The sequence below is a fragment of the Actinomadura sp. 7K534 genome (assembly GCF_004348575.1).
Lineage (GTDB): Bacteria > Actinomycetota > Actinomycetes > Streptosporangiales > Streptosporangiaceae > Spirillospora > Spirillospora livida.
In genome coordinates this window covers 1-20,071 of sequence record NZ_SMKB01000132.1, presented here as the reverse complement: position 1 = coordinate 20,071, position 20,071 = coordinate 1, and the positions used below count along the sequence as shown (strand labels likewise).

Here is a 20,071-nt window from a genome sequence, read left to right as displayed (position 1 = left end):
TAATGATCGTCGTGTACGGCACCCCGGCCCCGACCCGGCACACGCCGCCTGCCACGTCCCATTCCCGCAGTTCGGCCACCTGGTTGAGATCGAGCAGCGCCTCCGGCCGGTGCACGTCGAAGTTGATCTCGACCATGACGTCGGTGCCGCCCTGCAGGGGCAGCGCGCCCGGTCGCTCCGCCTTCGCGGCGAGGGCGTCCGCCCAGGTCGCCGGTCGCAGGAAGTCCATGGTGCAGCCCCTCGATCTCTCAGTTCCAGGCGGCCGGGGCGGGCGGGGCGTCGTCGGCGCGGACGGTGCCCTCGATGAGCCCGTACGGGCGGTCCGCCGCGAAATAGACCTCGTTGTCGTTGTCCATCCCGAACGGCTCCAGGTCGACGAGGAAGTGGTGCTTGTTGGGCATCGACAGCCGCACCTCGCAGAGCTCCGCCCGCTCCTCCAGGACCCGGCGGCCCATCTGGAAGAGGGTCTGCTGGAGCGACAGGCTGTGCGTCTCGGCGAACGCCATGAGCAGGGCCTTCCGGGCGGCGCGGTAGGAGTCGTCCCAGCGTGCGTCCGTTCCCCGGTGGCGCCACTGGGCCGTCACGGCGGTGGCGAGGATCCGGTCGTCGGTCGGGGCGAGGGTCGTGTACTCGTCCTGGACGAACCCGTGGAACTCGCTGCCGGTCGAGTTGAGGACGACCAGGTCCCTGAGCCCGGAGACCACCGACTCTCCGCCGCCCCCTCCAGTGCCCTCTCCGGCGCCCGCGCCGTCGCTGTGCACGACCGCCGTGCGCACCTCGCCGCCGCTCCGCACGAACGAGTGCCCGCCCGTGATCCGCTCCCAGCCGTACTCGTGGATCTCGACCCGGGCGTGGGAGATCGTCGGCTGGGAGTCGACGAAGTGCCGCGCGAGCAGCAGGCCGAAGTCCTCGATGGCCGCGATGCCGTGCTTCTTAGCGAACGCGAACACGGTGTTCTTCTGGCTGTCGGTCGGCAGGACGGCCGCGTTGTCGCCGGTCAGGTGCACGTCTTCCATGTCGCCCGACAGGGCGACGCTGACGTTGACGTCCTTGACGCGGTGCGCGCCCCCGTCCCGGGTGACGCGGACGACCCGCGTCTCCGCCTTGCCGTAGCGGTTGGGTCCGAGCACGACGGCCATCGCCGTCAACTCCCTCGGTAGGTCGAGTACGCGAACGGGCTGATCAGCAGCGGGACGTGGTGGTGCCGCCCCGGATCGGTGATCGTGAACGCGACGGTGACCTCCGGGTAGAAGTCCGACAGTCCCGCCGTGTCGAACGTCAGCCGGTGCACGCCCGCCCCGGGCGGCGCGTCCCACTCCCTGACGCGGCCGTCGTCGTCGGTGCGCGCCTCGGCCAGCGTCGTCCAGGTGCCGTCGTCCGCCCGCCGGTCCAGCCGGACGGCCACGCCCGCCGCCGGCAGGCCCTTCGCCGCGTCCAGCACGTGCGTCGACAGGCTCATGGTCCCTCCCCCTCGGCGTCCGCTCCCCCGGCGAGCCGCGCCAGCCGCAGGTCGACGATCTCGGCCAGCTCCGCCCGGACGACCCGCCGCTCGGTCTCCGCGTCATTACCCAGCCGCTCGCGCAGCTCACGCAGCATCTCCAGGGCGGAGCGGCCGGACGCCCGGATCAGGAACACGTGCCCGAAACGCTCCTCGTAGGCGCGGTTGCCCTCGACGAGCGCGGCCTTGAGGTCCGCCTCCGCGCCGTCCACGCCGGACTGCTCCTCCCGCGACCAGCCCGCCTCCCTGGTCCGGCCCTCCGCGCGCTCCCCGATGCGGGGATGGGCGGCGAGCGCCTCCTCGACGTCCGCCCACTCCAGCTCGCGCAGCACCCGCCTGGAGGTCTCGCGCAGCGCCCCGAGATCACCGCGGGGCCGCGCGGCGACCGCCGCCAGCCACCGGCGGGACGCGCAGCACGCCGCCAGCTCACCCTCACCGACCATCACGCCTGCCAGTACACACAGCCGCCCGCGACCGGGTCGAGTGACAGGACCTCCGAACTCCGCCCCCGCGCCCCCGCCCCCTTTTGTAGCTTGCTACACATGAGGCTGCGTTCCCTGCTCGCGATGCCGCGGCTGCGGCTGGAGGTGGTCACCGGGGACGACGAACTGGACCGCACGATCCGGTGGGTCGTCACCACCGACCTCCTGGACCCGGGCCGCTACCTGCGCGGGCGAGAGCTGGTGCTCACCGGGCTGGTCTGGCGGACGGGCCCCGCCGACTCGGAGACGTTCGTCCGGGCCCTCGCCGACGCGGGCGTCTCGGCGCTCGCCGCCTGGGACCTCACGCTCGGCGCGATCCCGGGCGACCTCGTGGACGCCTGCCGCCGGCACCGGCTCCCGCTGTTCAAGGTGCCGGAGGACGTGGCGTTCGCGACGGTGACCGAGGAGGTCGTCCGGCAGCTGTCCAGCGCCCGCGCCGCCGACCTCACCGCCGTGCTGGACCGGCACCGCCGCCTGGTCGAGGGCACCGGCCTGGACGCGGTGCTCGACCTGGTCGGCCACTGCCACGTCCTCACGCCCGCCGGGCGGGTCGTCGCGGGGCCGCCCCCGCCGGACCCCGCCGCGCTCGCCGCGGCGTTCCTCACCGCGCCGCGGCTGCCGCACCACGTCCCGGACCTCGGCATGTCGGTCTTCCCGGTCGCGGCCGGCGCGGCGTCGCGCGTCGCGGACTGGTTCATCGCCTCCGAGGGGGACTTCGGCGACTGGCCCCCGGAACGCCGCGCCCTCACCTCCGAGCTCGCCGCGATCGTCGCCATCGAGAAGGCCCGGCTGGACGCCGCCGCGCACCCGGACCGGGAGGTCGTCGCCGCGGCCGCCGCCGGGGACGCCGCCCGGCTGCGGTACGCGGGCCTGGCCGGTGACCCGTACGTGGCCGTCGCCGCGTCGGGGCGCGGCTCCCCGCGCCCCGAGGAGCTGCGCGCCGTCCTCGCCGAGGTCCTGCCCCGGCCGCGCGCGGTGGGGGTCGTGGACGACGAGGTCATCGCGCTCGTCCCCGCCGCCGGCCACGACCTCGCCGCCGAGGCCCAGGCCGCCCTGAACCTCCTGGTGCCGGGCCTGGCGGGCGGCGGCATCGCGGTCGGCGTCAGCGACGTCGCGACGGCCCCCGACCTGCGCGCGGCCGTCGAGGAGGCCCGCTACGCGCGCCGGCTGGCCGCGACGCGCCCGTCGCCGGTCTGCGTGGTCCGGCACGACGAGCTGGCCACGCACGTGCTGCTGCTCGCGAGCGTCCCCGACGACGTCCGCCACATGTTCAGGGTCCGCCTCCTGGACCCGCTGCACGAGTACGACCGGGTCCACGGCGCCGACCTCGTCCGGACCCTGGAGACGTGGCTGCAGATGTCCGGCTCCTGGACGCGCTGCGCCGAGCGGCTCCACCTGCACGTCAACTCGGTCCGCTACCGCATCCAGCGCGTCCAGGACCTCACCGGCCGCGACCTCTCCCGCCTGGAGGACCGCGTCGACTTCTTCCTAGCCCTCCGCCTGATGGACGGCCCCGAGGAGGGACCGGCCGGTGGGGGCGAGCCGTAGCCGCTCCGGCTCCGGGATCCCCGCCGGGAGGCCGGCGGGCACGGCGCCGGGACCGGTCGTGATGACGACGACGTGCCCGTCGCCCGTGCGCAGCGGAAGGCGCGGGAAGTTGTTCTCGGCGGTCAGCGAGGCCAGGGCCAGGGCGTCCGGGGCGAAGCGCGGGACGACCTCGTCCCGCATGACCGGCTCGGCCTCGGCCAGCCGGTCGCCGAACGACCAGAGGAACGCGGTCACCCGGGTCGGCGGCGGCGCGGCGCCGGCCGGCGGGCGGGGCGGGAGGTCCGGGAGGCCGCGCAGCGGCCGCAGGAGGCGGGCGTCCGACGCGTCGACCATCGTGGCGCTCGCGGCCAGGCCGTGCTCGGCCCAGACCGGGCCGTCGTAGAAGGCGGGCAGGGCCTTGCCCCGCGCGTCCATGTCGGCGAAGCCGCGGAGCCACACGAACTTGTCGGGATCGTCCAGGTCGTGGAACTGGCCGAGGACGGCGATGCCGGCCTCCTCCTGCGATTCGAGGAACTCCCGGTCGAAGATCTCGACGAGTTCGTCCCTGCGTCCCGGGTGCAGCCTGTACTGGCGTAGTTCGATCACGTTCACGAGCGCAAGGATCACCGGCCGGGCGGCCCGTCCGCGAGCCGCCGGCGGGCCGATTCCCGTCAGTTTCGGGCCACCCCGGGCACGGATCAGGACGTGTGCCGGAGCATGGCGGAGACGACCGTGTCCCAGGTCCGGCGCGGAAGCTCGTTCCCGGTGCCCGGCAGGACGAGCAGTTCCGCGGCGGGGATCTCGGCGGCCAGCGCGCGGGCGTTGCCGACGGGGAAGAACGGGTCGTCCGCGCCGTGGACCACCAGGGTCGGCGCCTTGATGGCGCCCAGGCGCTCGCGCCAGCGCGGGCCGGAGTCGAGGGCGGCGAAGGCGGTCGCCATCTGGTCCGCGCGGTGGGCCGCGCCGGGGTCGTCGCCCGGGTCGAGCGTGGCGAGCGTCCGGTCGTGGATCCGTTCGATGGCCTGCCGGGCCTCGGCCTCGTCGAACTCCGCGCCGGACATGTGGCGCGCGTTCTCCAGCATGGAGCCGACGACGGATTCGCGGTCCGTCCAGTCGACCTCGGGCTGGTTCATGAAGTGGGCCATCAGCTCGGGCGCGTGCTCGGGCAGGTCGGGGTCGCTGGGGCCGGGCGCGGTGGGCCTGGTGGCGACGAGGGTGAGGGTGGTCACGCGGTCCGGGTGGTCGAGGGCGAGGAGCTGCGCGATCCAGCCGCCGGTCCCGAAGCCCGCGACGTGCACGCCGGGCAGGTCCAGGGCGTCGAGGACGCCGGCGGCGTCGGCGACCAGGTCGCGCAGCGTGTACTCGGGGGCTTCGGGGCCGGCGCCGGATCCCGGGGTCCGGGACCGCCCGGTGCCGCGCAGGTCGTAGCGGACGACGAAGCGGCGCAGGGCGGCCAGGCGTGCGCAGAGGTCGTCCGGCCAGGTGAGCACGGTGTTGCCCACGAGCAGGATCGGCGTGCCGGCCGGATCACCGGACGTCTCGACCCACAGGTCCACTCCGTTGATGTGCTTCTTCATACCGGGGTGGACTCCCCGGGCGCCCGGAACTCATCCCTCCTCGGCGACGATGGCGCTCAGCGCCTCGGTGATGTTCGCCTCAACCTTCGCCTTGTCGATGCCGAGCCCGGAGAGGACGCCCGTGCCGTCCTCGAACTCGAGGAGGGCGAGCAGGATGTGCTCGGTCCCGATGTAGTTGTGGCCCAGGCGCAGCGCCTCGCGGAAGGTGAGTTCCATGGCCTTCTTGCTGTCCGCGTCGTAGGGGATGAGGTCGGGGACGCTCTCGGCCTCCGGCGGCAGCGCCTCCGTCGCGGCCTGGCGGACCGTGTCGAGCAGGACGTCCTGCGCGACGATCGCCTTCGCGGCGAGCCCCTCGGGCTCGGACAGCAGCCCGAGGACCATGTGCACGGTGCCGATGTGGTCGTTGCCCGCGGCCCGCGCCTCGTTCATGGACGCCACGACGATGTTGCGGGCGCGCGGGGTGAACCGGGAGAAGCCGTCCTGCGGGTCGAGGTCGGGCGACGCGCCCTTGGCGACGAAGCGCTTCTGCGCGGCCTGCTTCGTGACGCCCATGCTCTTGCCGATGTCCGTCCAGGACGCGCCGGAGCGGCGGGCCTGGTCCACGAAGTGGCCGATGAGGTGGTCGGCGACCTCGCCGAGGTGCTCGGCGGCGATCACCGCGCTGCGGAGCTGTTCGAGGGCGTCGGTGTGCACCTTCTTGATGCCGTTGATCAGTTCGTCGAGCCGGATCTGCCCTACGGGCTGGGTGGGTTCGGTCATGCGTCAACCCTAGGTTGACGAATCGGTATCGTCAACCCGAGGTTGACGATCACCAGCCGGCGGCTCCGGCGAACGTCGTGGGGCGCGGGTCGTAGCCGAGGACCTCCCTGGCGGCGGTGATGTCGAGGGTGCGCTCCACGGCGAGATGGCTGATCGCGTAGCGGGTGATGCGCGGCGGCTCGGGACGGTTCGCCAGCAGGAACGCGCCTTCGGCGAGGGCGGCCAGCGGGCGCGCGACGGCGGCGGGCACGTACACGGGCCTGGCGCGCACGCCGCGCTCGCGGAGGATCTCGCGGAACGCGTCGTCGATCGTCACCGGGGCGGCGTCCGCGACGTTGAAGACGCCCGAGGCGGCCGGGCCGGTCGCGGCCAGCACGCACGCCTGGACGAGGTTGCCGATCGACGTAAGGCTGATGCGCTGGCGGCCCGTCCCGGCGGCGGTCAGGACCGGCCCCCGCACCGCGGACAGCACGCGCGGTAGCAGGGTCGCGTCGCCGGGGCCGTAGACCGCGTGCGGGCGCAGGACGATCGTGCCGGGCGCCGCGAGGACGGCGCGCTCGGCGGCGGCCTTCGACGCGCCGTAGGCGTTCATGTAGCGGCGCACGGGGGCCTCGTCCTCGGTGGCCATGACGCTCGGGCGGAACGGGTCGTACACGCTCGCCGTGCTGACGTGGACGAAGCGTGCGCCGGGGAAGGCCGCCAGAACGCTGCGGGTGCCGGTAAGGTTCGCGGCGAACAGCCCGGCGGCCGGCCCCCAGTCGGTGACGCTGCCCGCGCAGTGGACGACCGCGTCGACCTGGGGCGCGTCGGCGAGCGGGCCGCGCGTGACGTCCCAGGACCGGTAGACCGCGCCGCCGAGGTGGGCCGCGTCCACGGAGGCGCGGCGGCCGTAGGCGAACACGGCGGCGCCGTCGGCGGCCAGCCTCCGGCAGACCGCGCCGCCGACGAAACCCGAGGCGCCCGTCACCGCGATCCTCATGCGCCCACCAGCTCGCGCAGGCGGTCGCGGTCGAGCTTGCGGGTCCGGCCGGAGCGGGGCAGCCCGTCCAGGACGACGATGCGGTCGGGCAGCGCGTCGTGGTCGATGACGCCGGGGAGGGCGCGGCGGAGCCGGGCGGGCAGGTCGGCGGGGCCGACCACCGCCAGCACGACCTCCTCGTCGCCCGTCCCCGGGTCGGGGACGCCCACGATGGCGGCCTCGGCGACGTCCGGGAGCGCCGCGATCGCCGGCTCGTACAGGCCCGGGTAAAGGTTGAACTTGCCGCGGATCAGCATGTCCTTCTTGCGTCCCATGAGGATCAGGCGGCCTTGGTCCAGGCGGGCCAGATCGCCGGTCGGCAGCTCGGTGCGGGGGTCCGCGCCGAGGTAGCCGCTGCAGAGGTTGGGGCCGGAGAGCAGCAGTTCGCCGTCGTCCGCGATCCGGGCGCCGACCCCGGGCAGCGGCGCGCCGAGGGGGTCGCCGGACCCGGTGTGGCCGAGCTTCTCCTCCGCCGACGCGATCGCGACCGGCAGGATCTCGGTCATCGCGTAGACCGACAGGACCTCGGCGGACGGCACCGCCGCGACCGCCCTGCGCAGGATCGCCGGGGGCGCGGGAGCGGCCCCGAGCAGCACGTACCGCAGGGTCGGCGGCAGCTCTGGCGACGCGTCGAGGACGTCGGCGAGGTGGACGGGAACGCAGAAGACGTGCGTGGCGCCCCGCTCCCGCATCAGCCGGGCGAAGCGGCCGGGCGGGCAGGACAGCGGCGGCATCGACCACCGCGCGCCCGCGATCAGCGTCGGCAGCCCGAGCATGAGCTGGTCGGTGTGGACGACGTCGCCGGGGCCGAGCGGCAGCCGCGTCCGGAACAGGTCGAGCGCCGCCGCCAGGGACGCCCGGGTGTGCACGACGGCGCGCGGTGCGGCCGTCGTCCCCGAGGTGAAGATCACCGCGGCGGGGGCGCCGGGGTCCTCGTCCGGGCCGGGCTCCGGCGCGTCCCCGGACGCGAGCCGCTCGAACGACAGGGCGTTCCGCGGCACGCCCGGCAGGCGGCGGCCGACGTGGACGTGCCGCATCGGGTCCCCGCCGGGGATCTGGAGGTCGGCGAGGTTCGGCAGCAGCAGCCCGCGCCGCCGCGCGTACGCCCGGACGGGCCGCAGCCGGCTCCCCGCGTACAGCACCGACTCGGCCGCCGACCAGCGCGGGCGCGCCAGCCGGAGCCGCGCGGTGAACATCTCCGGCCCGGCGCCCGGGTCGGCGAACACGACCACTCCCCCTGCCGCGACCACGCCCAGCGCGAGGACGAGCGACTCCGGCGACGGCCGCACCGAGAACAGCACCCCGTCCCCTGGCGCGAGCCCGGCCTCCATGAGCCCGTGCCGGACGGCGAGCACCCGCCGCCGCAGCTCGCCGTAGGTGAGTTCGGCGCCGTCCCCCGCGACCAGGGCGACCTCGGCCGGCGCCGCCGCGGCCTGGTCGAGCAGCCGCTGCACGAGCGTCATGCCGCCTCCCCCGCCGGTGCGGACTCCGAGCGGACGGCCAGGTGCCGGTACGTCGGGATCAGCACGCCCCGCGCCGCCTTCCGCCGCGTGATGACCAGCGGCGCGGCGCCGAGGACCGTGCGGGCGACCCGCCGGATCTGCGCCATGGCCAGCGGGTACCCGATGCAGAAGTGCGGGCCCGCGCCGAACCACAGCCGCCGCAGCTCCGGCGGATGCGGGCGTCCCGGGTCGAACGGGCCGTGCGCGCGGCAGCAGTTGTGCGTGGCGATCAGCACCCGGTCGCCGGGGCGGACCGCGACGCCGCCGACCGCCACCGCGCGGTGCACGCTGCGCAGCATCACCGGGGTCGGCGTCGTCACCCGCATCGCGTCCTCGATGGCGCGGTCGAGCAGTGCCGGGTCGTCGGCGGCCCGGGCGAGCCGGCCGTGGTCGTGCAGCAGCGCGACCAGCCGCGGGATGAAGGTCGCGACGGTCTCCGTGCCGGTCAGGAAGAACGCCCCGGCGGCGCCGCGCGCCTCGTCCCGGGACAGGCCGAGCGCCCGCATCCGCCCCATGACCGTGGACTCGTCCCCCAGGTACGCCTTCTCCGCGGCGTCGCCGAGCGGGTCGAGGACCTCGCGGGCGCGCCGCACCTGCGCCGGGGAAAGCCGGCGGGTCCGCAGCGACACCATCGACACCACCCGCTCGCCCTGCTCGAACAGGTCCCGGCAGGCCGCCTCCGTGCGCAGGTCCAGGCCGATGACCTCGCTGATGACCGCCGCCGCCAGCACCCGCGCCGCGTCCACCAGGTCGACGGCCTCGCCGCGCCGGAGCCTGTCGCCGAGCCGTTCCAGCGGCTCCGCCAGCACCCGGTCGCACAGCTCCTCGGTGTAGGACGGGACGAACAGGTCGGTGAGGCGGCGCCGCAGCACCCGGTGCGCCTCGCCCTCCATGTTGAGCAGGACGGACGGCCCCAGCACGGGCGTCCACAGGTCTCCGGGCGAGCCGGGCCCGTCCTTGCGGAACGTCTCGCCGTCCATGAGGACCTCCCGGGCCAGGGCGGCGTCGTTCACCACCACGCCGAGGCCCGGCACGCGGACGATCGCGCCGCGCCTGGCGATCCCCCGCAGCAGCGGGTAGGCGACCGGATGGGCGGCCAGGTAGAGGCGCCGCTCCCAGTTCACCGGATGTCCGCGCCTCATCGGATGTCCCCGCTTCACCGGATGTCCACGACGTCGGGCATGTAGCGGTGGTCGGCGTACCAGCCGAGGGTCTTGACCAGGCCGTACGCGCGCAGCCGCCGCACCGACCCGTACATGACCATGTCCTTGCGCAGCCCGTAGGCGTCGGTGATGTAGCGGACGCGGTTGACCAGCGCGCGGTCCTCGTGGACCTCCTCGATGCGGGTGCGCGGGAAACCGCCGGCCCGCTGGTACAGGTCCGCCGTGATCGCCAGGTTGCAGCCCGGCATCATCACGTACGGGCCGAGGTAGGCGGGGTCCTGGTTGCCGGGCCGGAAGCGCCCGAACAGGGCGGCGAGATCGATGACGGCGGGCAGCAGGCGCCGCTCCCAGAACTTCAGCGGGAACTCGTCGGTGCGGGGCAGCAGCGGCCCCGACACCAGCTCCAGTCCGTCGCCGAACGCCCGCCGCACCGCCGCGACCCAGCCGGGATGCGGCAGGCAGTCGGCGTCGGTGCGGGCGATGTGCGTGGCCCCGGCGCTGATCGCGTGCCGGACACCGGTGTCGGACGCGGCGCCCGTGCCCTTCTCCGGCTCGTGCACGATCCGGACGTCGAACGGAGCCTCCTCCGCCGCGAACTCCTTCACGACCCGCGCCGTGCCGTCGGTACTGCCGTTGTCGACCACGACGAGCGAGAAGCCCGTGTCGGTCTGCGCGGCTAGGCGGCGCAGCGTCGCGCCGATCGACCGCTCCTCGTCGTAGGCGGGGACGACGACCCACAGATCCATGGGCAGATGCATGGTCACAGCTCCGCGAACAGGACGCCGAGGCTGATGCCGCCGGCGAGGCCGATCATGGCGACGCGGTCACCGGGCCCGCAGCGCCCCTCGGCGAGCGCGGTGGCGAGCTGCAGCGGGAGGCTCGCGGACGCGACGTTGCCGTGCTCGGGCAGCGTCACGACGAGCCGGTCCGCGGGGACGCCGAGGACCGACCGCAGCACCTCCAGGTACGGGAGCGTCACCTGGTGGACGGCGACGACCGCGAAGTCGTCCCAGGCCAGGCCCGTCTTCTCCAGCGCGGTCGTGAAGATCTCCGGCCCGCCCGCGAGGAACGCGTCCTTGAGCCGCCGCCCGTCCCCGCTGAAGTAGGTGTACTCGGGGTCGCGGGGGTGCATCGAGCCGCCGGCGGGCAGCGTCCCGATCCGCCAGGCGCCGGAGACGGCGGCGAAGTCGCGGTAGAAGATCCCGCCGTCGGGGGCCGCCTCGACGAGCGCCGCGGCGCCGCCGTCGGAGAGGGTGTAGCCGGCGAAGGCGTCCACGAACTGGGCGCGGTCGCGCACCTTCCAGCGGACGGCCCGCGACGGGCTCTCGCCGGTGCAGACCAGCACCCGCTCGTGCTGCCCGGTGCGGATCAGCGCGTCCGCCATCTGCAGGCCGTTCAGAAAGCTGTTGCAGGCGTTCTTGACGTCGAACACCGGGCAGGCCGCGCCGAGCTTGTCCGCGACGATGTGCGCGGTGGCGGGCTCGATCAGGTCCTGCGAGGCCGATCCGAAGATCAGCAGGTCGATGCCCGCCAGCCGGAGCCCGCGCCGCGCGAGGACGTCGCGGGCCGCGGCGGCGGCCAGGTCGGACGCCTGCTCGTCGTCCCGCATGACGTGCCGGGCGCGGATCCCGGTCATCCGCTCGATGATCGTGGGATGCGGCCGGTAACCGCCGTCCGCCGCGCTTCCGGCGGCGCTCCCGGCGGCGCTCTCGGCCGCGATGCGCGCCTCGACCTCGGCGCTGGTGACCGTCCGCTCGGGCAGGTGCGCCGCGACGGCGGCGATGCGGGCTCTCATGGGCTGGGGTCCCCCGGTTCCTCGTGCTCGGTGGACGATCAGACTCGCCGACCCCGGACGCTCCGGCGAGAGCGACCCTACGGAACCAGGGGTGGGCGTTGTACCCCGGTTCGCCGTGAGTACCGCCACTCATCCGGATTGAGTACTACCGCGTTTCCCGCGGCACCGCCACCCGCATGATCGCCGGGCTGACCAGCCCGAAGATCGAAAACGGCGGCCGCTACCGGTGTGCGGGCCAGTGCTCCGGCCTTCAGGCCGGGGGTGAAGGCCCGCGCGGGGGCCGTCAGGCCCGAGCCTGCTCTGACGGGCTGGTTCAGGGGGCGTCGTGGTCTTGGTCGGCGGTTTCGGCGATGGGGACGGGGACGACTGCGGCGATGCGGCGGCCTCGGTTGGTGATGTAGGTGATGCGTCCCCGGACGGCGGCGTCGTTGAGGACGTCGGCGAACTGGCGGCGTGCGTCGGCGACGCTCATCTCTTCCGACTCCATGCACGTCAGTGTACAAGCGCGAACCATGATGTACGTGGATGTACGATTCACGGGTGCGGCTCAGGTACCGGTTCCGGCTCTACCCGACCCCGAGCCAGCAGCGGTCGCTGGCGCGGGCGTTCGGGTGCGCGCGGGTGGTGTTCAACGACGCCCTCCGCGCCCGCGAAGAGGCGCACGCGGCGGGGCTGCCGTACCTGTCGGACGGGGACCTGTCCAAGCTGGTCATCACCGAGGCGAAGAAGACCGGCGAGCGGGCGTGGCTGGGCGAGGTCTCCTCGGTCGTCCTTCAGCAGGCCCTGGCCGATCTGAACACCGCGTACCGCAACTTCTTCGCGTCGGTGTCGGGCAAGCGCAAGGGCCGCAGGGTCGCGCCGCCCCGGTTCCGGTCGCGCAAGGACCGGCGGCAGGCGGTCCGGTTCACCCGCAACGCCCGCTTCACGGTCACGGCGGGCGGGAAGCTGCGCCTGCCGAAGATCGGGGACGTGCGGGTGCGGTGGTCCCGGGACCTGCCGTCCGCCCCGTCGTCGGTCACGGTGATCCGGGATGCGGCGGGCCGGTACTTCGCCTCCTTCGTCGTGGAGACCATGGACGGGCCGCTGCCGGAGGCGGCGGCCGAGGTCGGGATCGATCTGGGGTTGACGCATTTCGCGGTGACCTCCGACGGCCGGAAGATCACCTCGCCGAGGTTCCTGCGCCGCGCCGAACGCCGCCTCCGCAAAGCGCTGCAGGCGCTGTCACGCAAGCAGAAAGGCTCGAACAACCGCAGGAAGGCGGTCGCGCGGGTCGCGCGGATGCACGCCCGTGTCGCCGATGCGCGGCGGGACCATCACCATAAGCTCTCCACCCAGTTGATCCGCGAAAACCAAGCGGTCTACGTGGAGGACCTCGCGGTGAACGGCCTGGCCCGCACCCGGCTGGCCAAGTCCGTGCACGACGCGGGCTGGTCCCAATTCGTCGCAATGCTGGAGTACAAGGCCGCCCGGTACGGCCGCACCTTCGCCAAGGTGGACCGCTGGTTCCCCTCCTCCAAGCTCTGCGGAGCGTGCGGGACGGTCACCGAAGCCATGCCGTTGACCGTCCGCGAATGGGCATGCCCGTGCGGCACGGTCCACGACCGCGACGTCAACGCCGCCAGCAACATCCTGGCCGCCGGACGGGCGGACAGCCTAAACGCCTGCGGAGGGACCGTAAGCCCTCCCGCCTAGCGGAAGGCAGGACCCGGTGAAACAGGAAGCCACAGAAGTGCCGCACACGCGGCACAGGCTGAATCCCCGGCCTTCAGGCCGGGGAGCGCGTCAAACCTCGGGGATCTCCTCCGGTACCTCGCCGGTCGGGCCGGGCGCCGGCTCCCCGGGGCCGCCGGGGTTCTGCGGACCGCCCGGGTTCTCCGGGGCCGTCGGGAACACCGGCCGGACCGGCTCCGGCTCGGCGGGCGGCCGGTTCCACCACCACAGCGCGAACGAGATCGCGAACAGCGCCAGCACGATGCCGATCAGCTGGAGCACCGACCGCCGGTAGCTCGGCTCGCGGTACCTGCGGCGCCGCGGGAAGCTCACGCCGCCGGTGCGCCGGGCGCGCCGGGCGGCACGTCGGATGCGCCGCTGCTCGCGCCTGCTCGGGGGCCGGATCCGCTCGCGGGCGCTCGGCTCCGTGAACGTGGCGCCCCGGACGAAGTCGTCGTCGAACACGGGCTCGTCGAAGTCTGCGGCCATGAGGTTCTCTCCGGCGCCGGGGGCGGTCGGAGAACCCAGGCTAGTCGACGCCCCGGATGATCCATCCCCGCGATTTCTAGAACGTGTTTCACTTCCGATCCGCGGCCCGGGTGACGAAGCTCACCGGCCGCCGCCCTTGAGAACGATCATGTGCCATGGCATGCGGCGGCCCCGCCGCGTCCGCACACCTCAGCACGGCGTGACCTGCGGAGACTCCCGACAAGACGCCAGATTAGACTTGAGTCTCATTTTCTCTTGAAGTCGGCTTGGAACGCGTTCTACGGTGAGGGGGAGCTCGCGCCGCAGACCGGGAGGAACCGCCCATGACCGCCACCGCTCCGGAGACCCCCGTCCCCGCCGGATTCGACTTCAGCGACCCCGACCTGATGGCCGAGCGCGTCCCCCTCGCCGAGTTCGCGCTGCTGCGCCGGACGGGACGGCCCTGGTGGAACGCGCAGCCGCGCGGCCGCACCGGCTTCGACGACGACGGCTTCTGGGTGATCAGCAAGCACGCGCACGTCAAGGAGATCTCCCGCGACCACGAGCTGTTCTCCTCGAACGCCAACGGCGCGATCATCCGGTTCAACGAGTCGCTCGGCACCGAGGAGCTGGACGTCCAGCGCGAGAACCTCCTGCTGCACATGGACCCGCCGCAGCACACCAAGCTCCGCCAGATCGTCGCCCGCGGCTTCACCCCGCGCGTGATCGGCCGACTGCACGACGCGCTGCAGGAGCGCGCGGAGCGGATCGTCGCCGAGGCCCGCCGGCGCGGCGGCGAGGGCGACTTCGTCACCGAGATCGCGGCCGAGCTGCCGCTGCAGGCCATCGCCGAGCTGATGGGCGTCCCGCAGGAGGACCGCCGCCGGCTGTTCGACTGGTCCAACCAGATGCTCGGCTACGACGACCCCGACTACGACGCCGACCCCGCCTGCGCCGCCGCCGAGATCATCGGCTACGCCATGGAGCTGGCCGACCGGCGGCGCGGCTGCCCCGCCCACGACATCGTCACCAAGCTGGTCCAGGCCGACGTGGACGGGCGCGGCCTCACCGACGACGAGTTCGGGTACTTCACGATCCTGCTCGCCGTCGCGGGCAACGAGACGACCCGCAACGCCATCTCCCACGGCATGATCGCGTTCATGGACAATCCCGAGCAGTGGGAGCTGTTCAAGGCCGAGCGCCCCGAGAGCGCCGTCGACGAGATCGTCCGCTGGGCGACGCCGGTGACCGCGTTCCAGCGCACCGCCACCCGCGACACCGAGCTGGGCGGCGCGGAGATCAAGGCGGGCGACCGCGTGGCGATGTACTACAGCTCCGCCAACTTCGACGAGGAGGTCTTCGAGGACCCCGCCTCGTTCGACATCGCCCGCTCCCCCAACCCCCACCTCGGGTTCGGCGGCACGGGGGCGCACTACTGCATCGGCGCGAACCTGGCCCGCCTGGAGATCCGGCTCATGTTCGACGCGATCGCCGACCAGATGCCGCACATCGCGCGCCTCGGCGAGCCGCGCCGCCTGCGCTCCCCCTGGCTGAACGGCATCAAGGAGCTGCCCGTCCGGTACGCCTAGCCGGCACGCCTGACCCGGCCCGCCCGGCCGCCGGGCGATCCTGCCCAGCGGGACGCGGCCTCCTCGCCGAAATCTAGAACGGGTTACAGTGAATGCGAATCACGTTCTAGAAGGAGACCGCATGGGTACCCCGGTGATCGTCGAGGCAGTGCGCACACCGCTCGGAAAGCGCAACGGCTGGCTGGCGGGCATGAAGGCCCAGGCCGTCCTGGCGCACGCGCTCAACGCCGCGGTCGGGCGCGCCGGCATCGACGCCGCCGAGGTGGAGCAGGTGTTCGCCGGGTGCGTGACGCAGGCCGGCGAGCAGGGCGGCCACGTCGGCCGCTACGCCTGGCTGTACGCGGGACTGCCCTGGCAGACCGGCGTCACGACGATCGACGCCCAGTGCGGGTCGGCGCAGCAGGCCGTCCACCTCGCCGCGTCGCAGATCGCCGCCGGCGTCGTGGACGTCGCGATCGGCTGCGGCGTCGAGGTGATGAGCCGCGCGCCGCTCGGCAGCAACGTCCTGCCCGCCGACCCCCGGCCGGACGACTGGTCGCTCGACATGCCGAACCAGTTCGAGGCCGCCGAGCGGATCGCCGCCCGCCGCGGCATCACCCGCGCCGACCTCGACGCGTTCGGCGCCCGCTCGCAGCAGCTCGCGGCCAAGGCGTGGGCCGACGGCCGCTTCGACCGCGAGATCGCGCCCGTCACGGCGCCCGTCCTCGACGCCGAGGGCAACGTGACCGGGGAGACCCGCGAGGTCACCCGCGACCAGGGCCTGCGCGAGACCACCGCCGACGGCCTCGCCGGGCTCAAGGCGGTCATGCCGGACGGGCTGCACACGGCGGGCACCTCGTCCCAGATCTCCGACGGCGCCGCGGCCGTCCTCCTCATGTCCGAGGAGAAGGCGAAGGCCCTGGGCCTGCGCCCCCGCGCCCGCATCAAGACCCAGGCCCTGGTCGGCTCGGAGCCGTACTACCACCTGGACGGCCCGGTGCAGTCGACCGAGCGCGTGCTCCAGCGGTCCGGCATGACGATGGGCGACATCGACATCACCGAGATCAACGAGGCGTTCGCCTCGATCGTGCTGTCCTGGGCGTCGGTCCACAAGCCGGACATGGACAAGGTCAACGTCAACGGCGGCGCCATCGCCCTCGGCCACCCGGTCGGCGCGACCGGCTCGCGCCTGATCACGACCGCGCTCCACGAGCTGGAGCGCCGCGACGCCGGGACGGCCCTCGTCACGATGTGCTGCGGCGGCGCGCTGTCCACGGCGACCATCCTCGAACGGATCTGACCGGCCACGACGACCACGGCCCCGGCGCACCGCCGGGGCCGCCACTCTGCGAAGGCGCGAAAGGCGGTCACTCCTTGCAGCCGGAACCCGAAGACCTCGGCGGCGGACTGTGGAGCGTTCCAGTCCCGATCCCGGACAACCCCCTGGCCTACACGCTGGTGTACGCGGTGGAGAGCCCCCAGGGTCCCGTCCTGATCGACGCGGGCTGGCACCACGAGGACGCCTGGGCGGCACTGCGCGGCGGGCTCGGCACGTTCGGGATCGACGTCGCCGACGTCCGCGGCGTGGTCGTCACCCACTACCACCCCGACCACGCTGGCCTCGCGGGCAAGGTGCGCGAGGCGTCCGGCGCCTGGATCGCCATGCACCACGCGGACGCCGAGATCACCCGGCTGTTCCAGAGCGTGGGGCAGGGCGGCCGCCGCTCGTTCGAGCTGACCGCGCTGCGCCGCGCGGGCGCGGCCGAGTCGGACCTGGCCGAGCCGCCCGCGGACCGCCGGGTCGAGCCGCCCGCCGTCCCGGACCGGGAGCTGTCCGACGGCGACCTCGTCGACCTCCCGGGCCGCAGGCTGCGCGCCATCTGGACGCCGGGCCACTCCCCCGGCCACCTCTGCCTCCACCTGGAGGACGGCGACCGCATCTTCACCGGCGACCACGTCCTGCCCCGCATCACCCCCCACATCGGCCTGTACCCGTACGACATCCCGGACGTCGACCCGCTCAGCGACTTCCTCGGCTCCCTCGACAAGGTCTCCGCGATGTCGGTGGCCGAGGTGCTGCCGGCCCACCAGTACCGCTTCAACGGCCTCTCCGCCCGCGCCCAGGAGATCATCGAGCACCACGAGCAGCGCCTCGCCGAGATCACCGCCCTGCTGTCCGCGGACCCCAGGACGCTGTGGGACATCACGGCGGGCCTCACCTGGCGCAACCCCTGGGAGGAGATGGCCCAGTTCGCCCGCCGCATGGCCGCCGCCGAAGCCGCCGCCCACATCCGGACCCTGGAGACCCGGGGGGTCGCCCGCCGGGAAGGCACCGGCGACCCCCTCCGCTACCGTCTCCGCTGACCGGCCGCCCTACCCCTGCGGGACGGGCCTGAGCGGACGCTCAGGATCGAGGGCGAGCCTCGGCCAGCCCTCGGTGTCGCGCTGCAACTGACGGTCGTGGGTCGCGAGGACGACGGCCGCCGGGGTCGCCCGGAGCGCCGCGGTCAACTCGTCCACCAGGGCGATCGACAGGTGGTTTGTCGGCTCGTCCAGCAGCAGGACGTGCGGGCGGGCCGCCAGCACCATCGCCAGGTCGAGCCTGCGCTGCTGCCCCATGGAGAGTCTCCCCACGGGCTTGCCCAGGTCGTCCGCTGACAGGAGCCCCAGCGCGGAGAGCGAGACCGTCTCGTCCGCACCGATGAGGCCCGAGGCGACCAGGCGCCCGGCGTGCGCGGCGAACACGTCGTGCGCCCTGCCGTCCACGTGGGGCGATTCCTGGGCCAGCAACTCCACGCGCGTGTTCGGGGCACGCCGCGCGTGCCCGCCGCTCGGGGCGAGCCGCCCGGCGAGCACCGCCAGCAGCGTCGACTTCCCGGCCCCATTGGGCCCGGTCACGACGAGGCGCGAACCCGACTCCAGGGACAGCGACACGTCGCAGTCCAGACGGCCCTCCACCCGCACGCCGTCGGCGGTGAGCAGCGGAACGCCGGGACGCGCGGGCAGATCCGGCATCCGGAACCGCCGCGGCGGCACCGGCGCGGTCACCGCGTGCCGCTCCAGGTCGTCCCGGCGCCGATGCACGGACCGGACGATGCCCGGTGCGCGGGTGGCGCGCTGGTGCTTGCCCGTCCCCTTGTCCGGCCGCCAGCCGGTCACGAGCCGGTTCTGGGCCTCCGACAGGTCCCGCGTGAGGCGCGCGTGCTCGGCCCGCTGCCGCTCGTACTCCTCCTCCCACCGCCGGAGCTCCGCCTCACGCCCCTCCCGGTAGCCGGCGTAGCCGTCCCCGTAGACGCGCGGCAGCCCGTCCCGGCTGGGATCCAGGTCGAGGACGGTCGTCGCCACATCGGACAGCAGCGCCCGGTCGTGACTGACGACCACGACCCCGCCCGGATGCGCGCGCAGCCTCGCGGTGAGGAAGCGGAGGCCGGCCGCGTCCAGGTGGTTGGTCGGCTCATCTAGAAGCAGGAAGTCGTGTTCGGCGCCGAGCAGGCACGCGAGCCGGACCCGGTAGCGCTGGCCCACCGACAGCTCGGACAGGCGCCTGCTCCGGTCGGTGACCGCGCCGAGGTTCTCCAGGGCGAGGTCGACCCGCCGGTCGGCGTCCCAGGCGTCGAGGGCCTCCGCCGCGTCCAGGGCGGCCCCGTACCGCCGTTCGGCACCGGGCAGCCCCTCGGACAGCTCCCGCGTGGCCTCGTCGAACGCCTTCAGCGCGGCGCGGGCGTCCGCGAGTTCCATGTCGATGGCCTGGCCGACGGTGGCGCCGGGCCCGGCGGCCATGGCCTGCTCGGCGATCCCGAGCGTGCCGACCCGCTGGACGTGCCCCTCGTCGGGCACCAGGACCCCACTGAGCACGTGGAGCAAAGTGGTCTTCCCGCGGCCGTTCTCCCCGACGACGCCCCAGCGGGCCTGCGGCGAGACCGTCAGGTCCACGCCGTCGAGGACGGTGCGCCCGCCCCGGACGACGCGGACGCCTTCGGCGGTGAGCTGCGCCCGAGCACGCGCGGGCAGGGTGATGGAAAGGGTGCTCATTCTTCCTCCGGACGGAGGCGCGCATGCGTGGACGCATCGAGAAGAACTCGTGGGGAAGCGCGCCTTCGAGCTGACTCAGGACAGCGTCAGACCGCCCGTGGCTCGCTCAACACGAGGGACGGGCCGTCCAGAGAGGAATCAGAGAAAGAACAACCGTGGCACGCCCCCGAAGCTAGCAACCACACCCCTCCACCCCGCAACCCAAATTAGGCGGCGTGGGTATCGGTGCTGCGCAGCACGTACATGTCGTCACCGAAAACGGCCGAGATCTGGAGCTCTCCACCGAGGGCCTCGACGTATCGGGCGATGACCTCGACGGTGGAGACCTCGCCTCGCTCGATCTGGGAGACGCGGCTCTTGGTCACGCCCATCCGGTCGGCCACCTCGCTCTGCGACAGTCCGATGGCCTTACGCCTCTCCGCGAGCCGGTGCCCATCGATGTACGCCTGGTTGCGCTTACGGGCCTCGGCCACGCCCTGTTCGCCGCCGGCACCCGCGACGACATCGGGCCGCACATCGCTCCACTTGGGGAAGTTCGTCATAGTTTCCGCCCCTCTTCGCTCTCCCGCTCCTTCACGTAGTCGGCGTACAACTCCTCGGCACGCGGAATCGCCTGCCGATACCACCCGGACCAGTCCCCCGACTTCTCCGCCCACCAGGAGGATCGCCGATCGCCACGGGTCGAAGACGAACAGGTTCCGAACCTCCGTGCGCCCCCGCCGACCCCGGACGCAACTCCTTCAGGTCGTGGATCTCTGAACCTTCCAGCCGATCGACCATGGGGCGGCCAAGTGCGGGACCGCCCTCGGCCAACCGGTCGATGGCGTCGACCGCCTGGGCCTTGGAGCGCTCGTCCAATGTGTCGATCCACACGAGGAACTCGTTGGTGACACGTATCTCCCACTCCTCGGCCATGGACGGGAGTTTAGCAAATCCTTCACCCCCCAGGAGGGGTCGGCAGGTGGGTGGCGG

The 20,071-nt window shown here is 73.5% G+C and carries 22 protein-coding genes; 5 read left to right on the top strand and 17 right to left on the bottom strand.

All coding sequences use genetic code 11. The features are described 5' to 3' along the window. The 4 genes from E1266_RS23540 to uraD form a co-directional block, all read right to left on the bottom strand. Positions 1-229: FAD binding domain-containing protein (locus tag E1266_RS23540; protein WP_207945878.1), on the bottom strand; the 229-nt coding region annotated here is incomplete at its 3' end. Between the two features lie 19 nt (positions 230-248). Further along, positions 249-1,139, bottom strand: coding sequence for a factor-independent urate hydroxylase (pucL, locus tag E1266_RS23535; RefSeq protein WP_132050423.1), 891 nt, complete (start codon positions 1,137-1,139; stop codon positions 249-251). A 5-nt stretch (positions 1,140-1,144) separates the two neighbouring features. Further along, positions 1,145-1,459 (bottom strand): hydroxyisourate hydrolase, encoded by a 315-nt coding sequence (gene uraH / locus E1266_RS23530; RefSeq protein WP_132050421.1) that lies wholly within the window; start codon positions 1,457-1,459, stop codon positions 1,145-1,147. Then, complete coding sequence (uraD, locus tag E1266_RS23525; protein ID WP_132050431.1) at positions 1,456-1,941, bottom strand: 2-oxo-4-hydroxy-4-carboxy-5-ureidoimidazoline decarboxylase; 486 nt, start codon at positions 1,939-1,941, stop codon at positions 1,456-1,458. Before uraD ends, uraH begins: the two co-directional genes overlap by 4 nt. A 99-nt stretch (positions 1,942-2,040) precedes the next feature. Between uraD and E1266_RS23520 the strand changes: the two genes are divergently transcribed. After that, entirely contained in the window at positions 2,041-3,528 is a 1,488-nt protein-coding gene (locus E1266_RS23520) for a PucR family transcriptional regulator (protein WP_132050419.1), read from the top strand. Here E1266_RS23520 and E1266_RS23515 read toward each other — a convergent pair. The 9 genes from E1266_RS23515 to E1266_RS23475 form a co-directional block, all read right to left on the bottom strand. After that, positions 3,469-4,119 carry an NIPSNAP family protein gene (locus E1266_RS23515; protein ID WP_207945877.1) on the bottom strand — a complete coding sequence of 217 codons (651 nt, stop codon included), beginning with the start codon at positions 4,117-4,119 and terminating at the stop codon, positions 3,469-3,471. The genes E1266_RS23520 and E1266_RS23515 overlap by 60 nt on opposite strands. Positions 4,120-4,205: 86 nt before the next feature. Next, a complete protein-coding gene (locus tag E1266_RS23510; RefSeq protein WP_132050416.1) occupies positions 4,206-5,084 on the bottom strand; it encodes an alpha/beta hydrolase in 879 nt (292 codons plus the stop codon). Between the two features lie 30 nt (positions 5,085-5,114). After that, positions 5,115-5,843 (bottom strand): Clp protease N-terminal domain-containing protein, encoded by a 729-nt coding sequence (locus E1266_RS23505; RefSeq protein ID WP_132050414.1) that lies wholly within the window; start codon positions 5,841-5,843, stop codon positions 5,115-5,117. Between the two features lie 49 nt (positions 5,844-5,892). Then, positions 5,893-6,822, bottom strand: a complete 930-nt coding sequence (locus E1266_RS23500; protein WP_132050412.1) for an NAD(P)-dependent oxidoreductase — start codon at positions 6,820-6,822, stop codon at positions 5,893-5,895. Next, a complete protein-coding gene (locus tag E1266_RS23495) occupies positions 6,819-8,324 on the bottom strand; it encodes a class I adenylate-forming enzyme family protein (protein WP_132050410.1) in 1,506 nt (501 codons plus the stop codon). Before E1266_RS23495 ends, E1266_RS23500 begins: the two co-directional genes overlap by 4 nt. Further along, entirely contained in the window at positions 8,321-9,505 is a 1,185-nt protein-coding gene (locus E1266_RS23490) for a cytochrome P450 (RefSeq protein ID WP_132050408.1), read from the bottom strand. Before E1266_RS23490 ends, E1266_RS23495 begins: the two co-directional genes overlap by 4 nt. Positions 9,506-9,519: 14 nt before the next feature. Continuing rightward, positions 9,520-10,284, bottom strand: coding sequence for a glycosyltransferase family A protein (locus E1266_RS23485; protein WP_243718764.1), 765 nt, complete (start codon positions 10,282-10,284; stop codon positions 9,520-9,522). A 2-nt stretch (positions 10,285-10,286) separates the two neighbouring features. Beyond that, positions 10,287-11,321 carry a ketoacyl-ACP synthase III gene (locus tag E1266_RS23480; protein WP_132050406.1) on the bottom strand — a complete coding sequence of 345 codons (1,035 nt, stop codon included), beginning with the start codon at positions 11,319-11,321 and terminating at the stop codon, positions 10,287-10,289. A 313-nt stretch (positions 11,322-11,634) separates the two neighbouring features. Further along, a complete protein-coding gene (locus tag E1266_RS23475) occupies positions 11,635-11,808 on the bottom strand; it encodes a type II toxin-antitoxin system prevent-host-death family antitoxin (RefSeq protein WP_132050404.1) in 174 nt (57 codons plus the stop codon). A gap of 53 nt (positions 11,809-11,861) precedes the next feature. Here E1266_RS23475 and E1266_RS23470 point away from each other — a divergent pair, with 53 nt between their 5' ends. Then, positions 11,862-13,013 (top strand): RNA-guided endonuclease TnpB family protein, encoded by a 1,152-nt coding sequence (locus E1266_RS23470; RefSeq protein WP_132050425.1) that lies wholly within the window; start codon positions 11,862-11,864, stop codon positions 13,011-13,013. 90 nt (positions 13,014-13,103) lie between these two features. Here E1266_RS23470 and E1266_RS23465 read toward each other — a convergent pair whose 3' ends face one another. Beyond that, on the bottom strand, positions 13,104-13,520 hold the full coding sequence (locus tag E1266_RS23465) for a hypothetical protein (protein ID WP_132050402.1): 417 nt from the start codon (positions 13,518-13,520) through the stop codon (positions 13,104-13,106). A 323-nt stretch (positions 13,521-13,843) separates the two neighbouring features. On the opposite strand from E1266_RS23465, the gene E1266_RS23460 reads away from it, so the two are divergent. From E1266_RS23460 to E1266_RS23450, 3 genes are all read left to right on the top strand, one after another. Then, positions 13,844-15,088, top strand: a complete 1,245-nt coding sequence (locus E1266_RS23460; RefSeq protein WP_132050400.1) for a cytochrome P450 — start codon at positions 13,844-13,846, stop codon at positions 15,086-15,088. Positions 15,089-15,209: 121 nt separating this feature from the next. After that, positions 15,210-16,367: a steroid 3-ketoacyl-CoA thiolase gene (locus tag E1266_RS23455; protein ID WP_132050398.1), complete on the top strand. Its 1,158-nt coding sequence runs from the start codon at positions 15,210-15,212 to the stop codon at positions 16,365-16,367. Between the two features lie 74 nt (positions 16,368-16,441). Beyond that, positions 16,442-17,431 (top strand): MBL fold metallo-hydrolase, encoded by a 990-nt coding sequence (locus tag E1266_RS23450; protein WP_132050396.1) that lies wholly within the window; start codon positions 16,442-16,444, stop codon positions 17,429-17,431. A 9-nt stretch (positions 17,432-17,440) separates the two neighbouring features. On the opposite strand, the gene E1266_RS23445 is transcribed toward E1266_RS23450, so the two are convergent. The 3 genes from E1266_RS23445 to E1266_RS23435 all read right to left on the bottom strand — a co-directional run bounded on the left by E1266_RS23445 (position 17,441) and on the right by E1266_RS23435 (position 20,014). Further along, positions 17,441-19,099, bottom strand: a complete 1,659-nt coding sequence (locus tag E1266_RS23445) for an ABC-F family ATP-binding cassette domain-containing protein (RefSeq protein WP_132050394.1) — start codon at positions 19,097-19,099, stop codon at positions 17,441-17,443. 206 nt (positions 19,100-19,305) lie between these two features. Further along, positions 19,306-19,641 carry a helix-turn-helix transcriptional regulator gene (locus E1266_RS23440; RefSeq protein WP_132050392.1) on the bottom strand — a complete coding sequence of 112 codons (336 nt, stop codon included), beginning with the start codon at positions 19,639-19,641 and terminating at the stop codon, positions 19,306-19,308. A gap of 31 nt (positions 19,642-19,672) precedes the next feature. Continuing rightward, positions 19,673-20,014 carry a type II toxin-antitoxin system RelE/ParE family toxin gene (locus E1266_RS23435; protein ID WP_347876740.1) on the bottom strand — a complete coding sequence of 114 codons (342 nt, stop codon included), beginning with the start codon at positions 20,012-20,014 and terminating at the stop codon, positions 19,673-19,675. Positions 20,015-20,071: the final 57 nt, after the last annotated feature.

Bases quoted from the DNA above. Each gene is read 5' to 3' on its own strand.
- E1266_RS23445 (WP_132050394.1), bottom strand. From the start codon at position 19,099: ATGAGCACCCTTTCCATCACCCTGCCCGCGCGTGCTCGGGCGCAGCTC.
- E1266_RS23490 (WP_132050408.1), bottom strand. From the start codon at position 9,505: ATGAGGCGCGGACATCCGGTGAACTGGGAGCGGCGCCTCTACCTGGCC.
- E1266_RS23510 (WP_132050416.1), bottom strand. From the start codon at position 5,084: ATGAAGAAGCACATCAACGGAGTGGACCTGTGGGTCGAGACGTCCGGT.
- pucL (WP_132050423.1), bottom strand. From the start codon at position 1,139: ATGGCCGTCGTGCTCGGACCCAACCGCTACGGCAAGGCGGAGACGCGG.
- E1266_RS23465 (WP_132050402.1), bottom strand. From the start codon at position 13,520: ATGGCCGCAGACTTCGACGAGCCCGTGTTCGACGACGACTTCGTCCGG.
- E1266_RS23440 (WP_132050392.1), bottom strand. From the start codon at position 19,641: ATGACGAACTTCCCCAAGTGGAGCGATGTGCGGCCCGATGTCGTCGCG.
- E1266_RS23505 (WP_132050414.1), bottom strand. From the start codon at position 5,843: ATGACCGAACCCACCCAGCCCGTAGGGCAGATCCGGCTCGACGAACTG.
- E1266_RS23435 (WP_347876740.1), bottom strand. From the start codon at position 20,014: ATGGCCGAGGAGTGGGAGATACGTGTCACCAACGAGTTCCTCGTGTGG.
- E1266_RS23520 (WP_132050419.1), top strand. From the start codon at position 2,041: ATGAGGCTGCGTTCCCTGCTCGCGATGCCGCGGCTGCGGCTGGAGGTG.
- E1266_RS23485 (WP_243718764.1), bottom strand. From the start codon at position 10,284: ATGCATCTGCCCATGGATCTGTGGGTCGTCGTCCCCGCCTACGACGAG.
- E1266_RS23480 (WP_132050406.1), bottom strand. From the start codon at position 11,321: ATGAGAGCCCGCATCGCCGCCGTCGCGGCGCACCTGCCCGAGCGGACG.
- uraD (WP_132050431.1), bottom strand. From the start codon at position 1,941: ATGGTCGGTGAGGGTGAGCTGGCGGCGTGCTGCGCGTCCCGCCGGTGG.
- E1266_RS23495 (WP_132050410.1), bottom strand. From the start codon at position 8,324: ATGACGCTCGTGCAGCGGCTGCTCGACCAGGCCGCGGCGGCGCCGGCC.
- E1266_RS23455 (WP_132050398.1), top strand. From the start codon at position 15,210: ATGGGTACCCCGGTGATCGTCGAGGCAGTGCGCACACCGCTCGGAAAG.
- E1266_RS23475 (WP_132050404.1), bottom strand. From the start codon at position 11,808: ATGGAGTCGGAAGAGATGAGCGTCGCCGACGCACGCCGCCAGTTCGCC.
- uraH (WP_132050421.1), bottom strand. From the start codon at position 1,459: ATGAGCCTGTCGACGCACGTGCTGGACGCGGCGAAGGGCCTGCCGGCG.
- E1266_RS23460 (WP_132050400.1), top strand. From the start codon at position 13,844: ATGACCGCCACCGCTCCGGAGACCCCCGTCCCCGCCGGATTCGACTTC.
- E1266_RS23500 (WP_132050412.1), bottom strand. From the start codon at position 6,822: ATGAGGATCGCGGTGACGGGCGCCTCGGGTTTCGTCGGCGGCGCGGTC.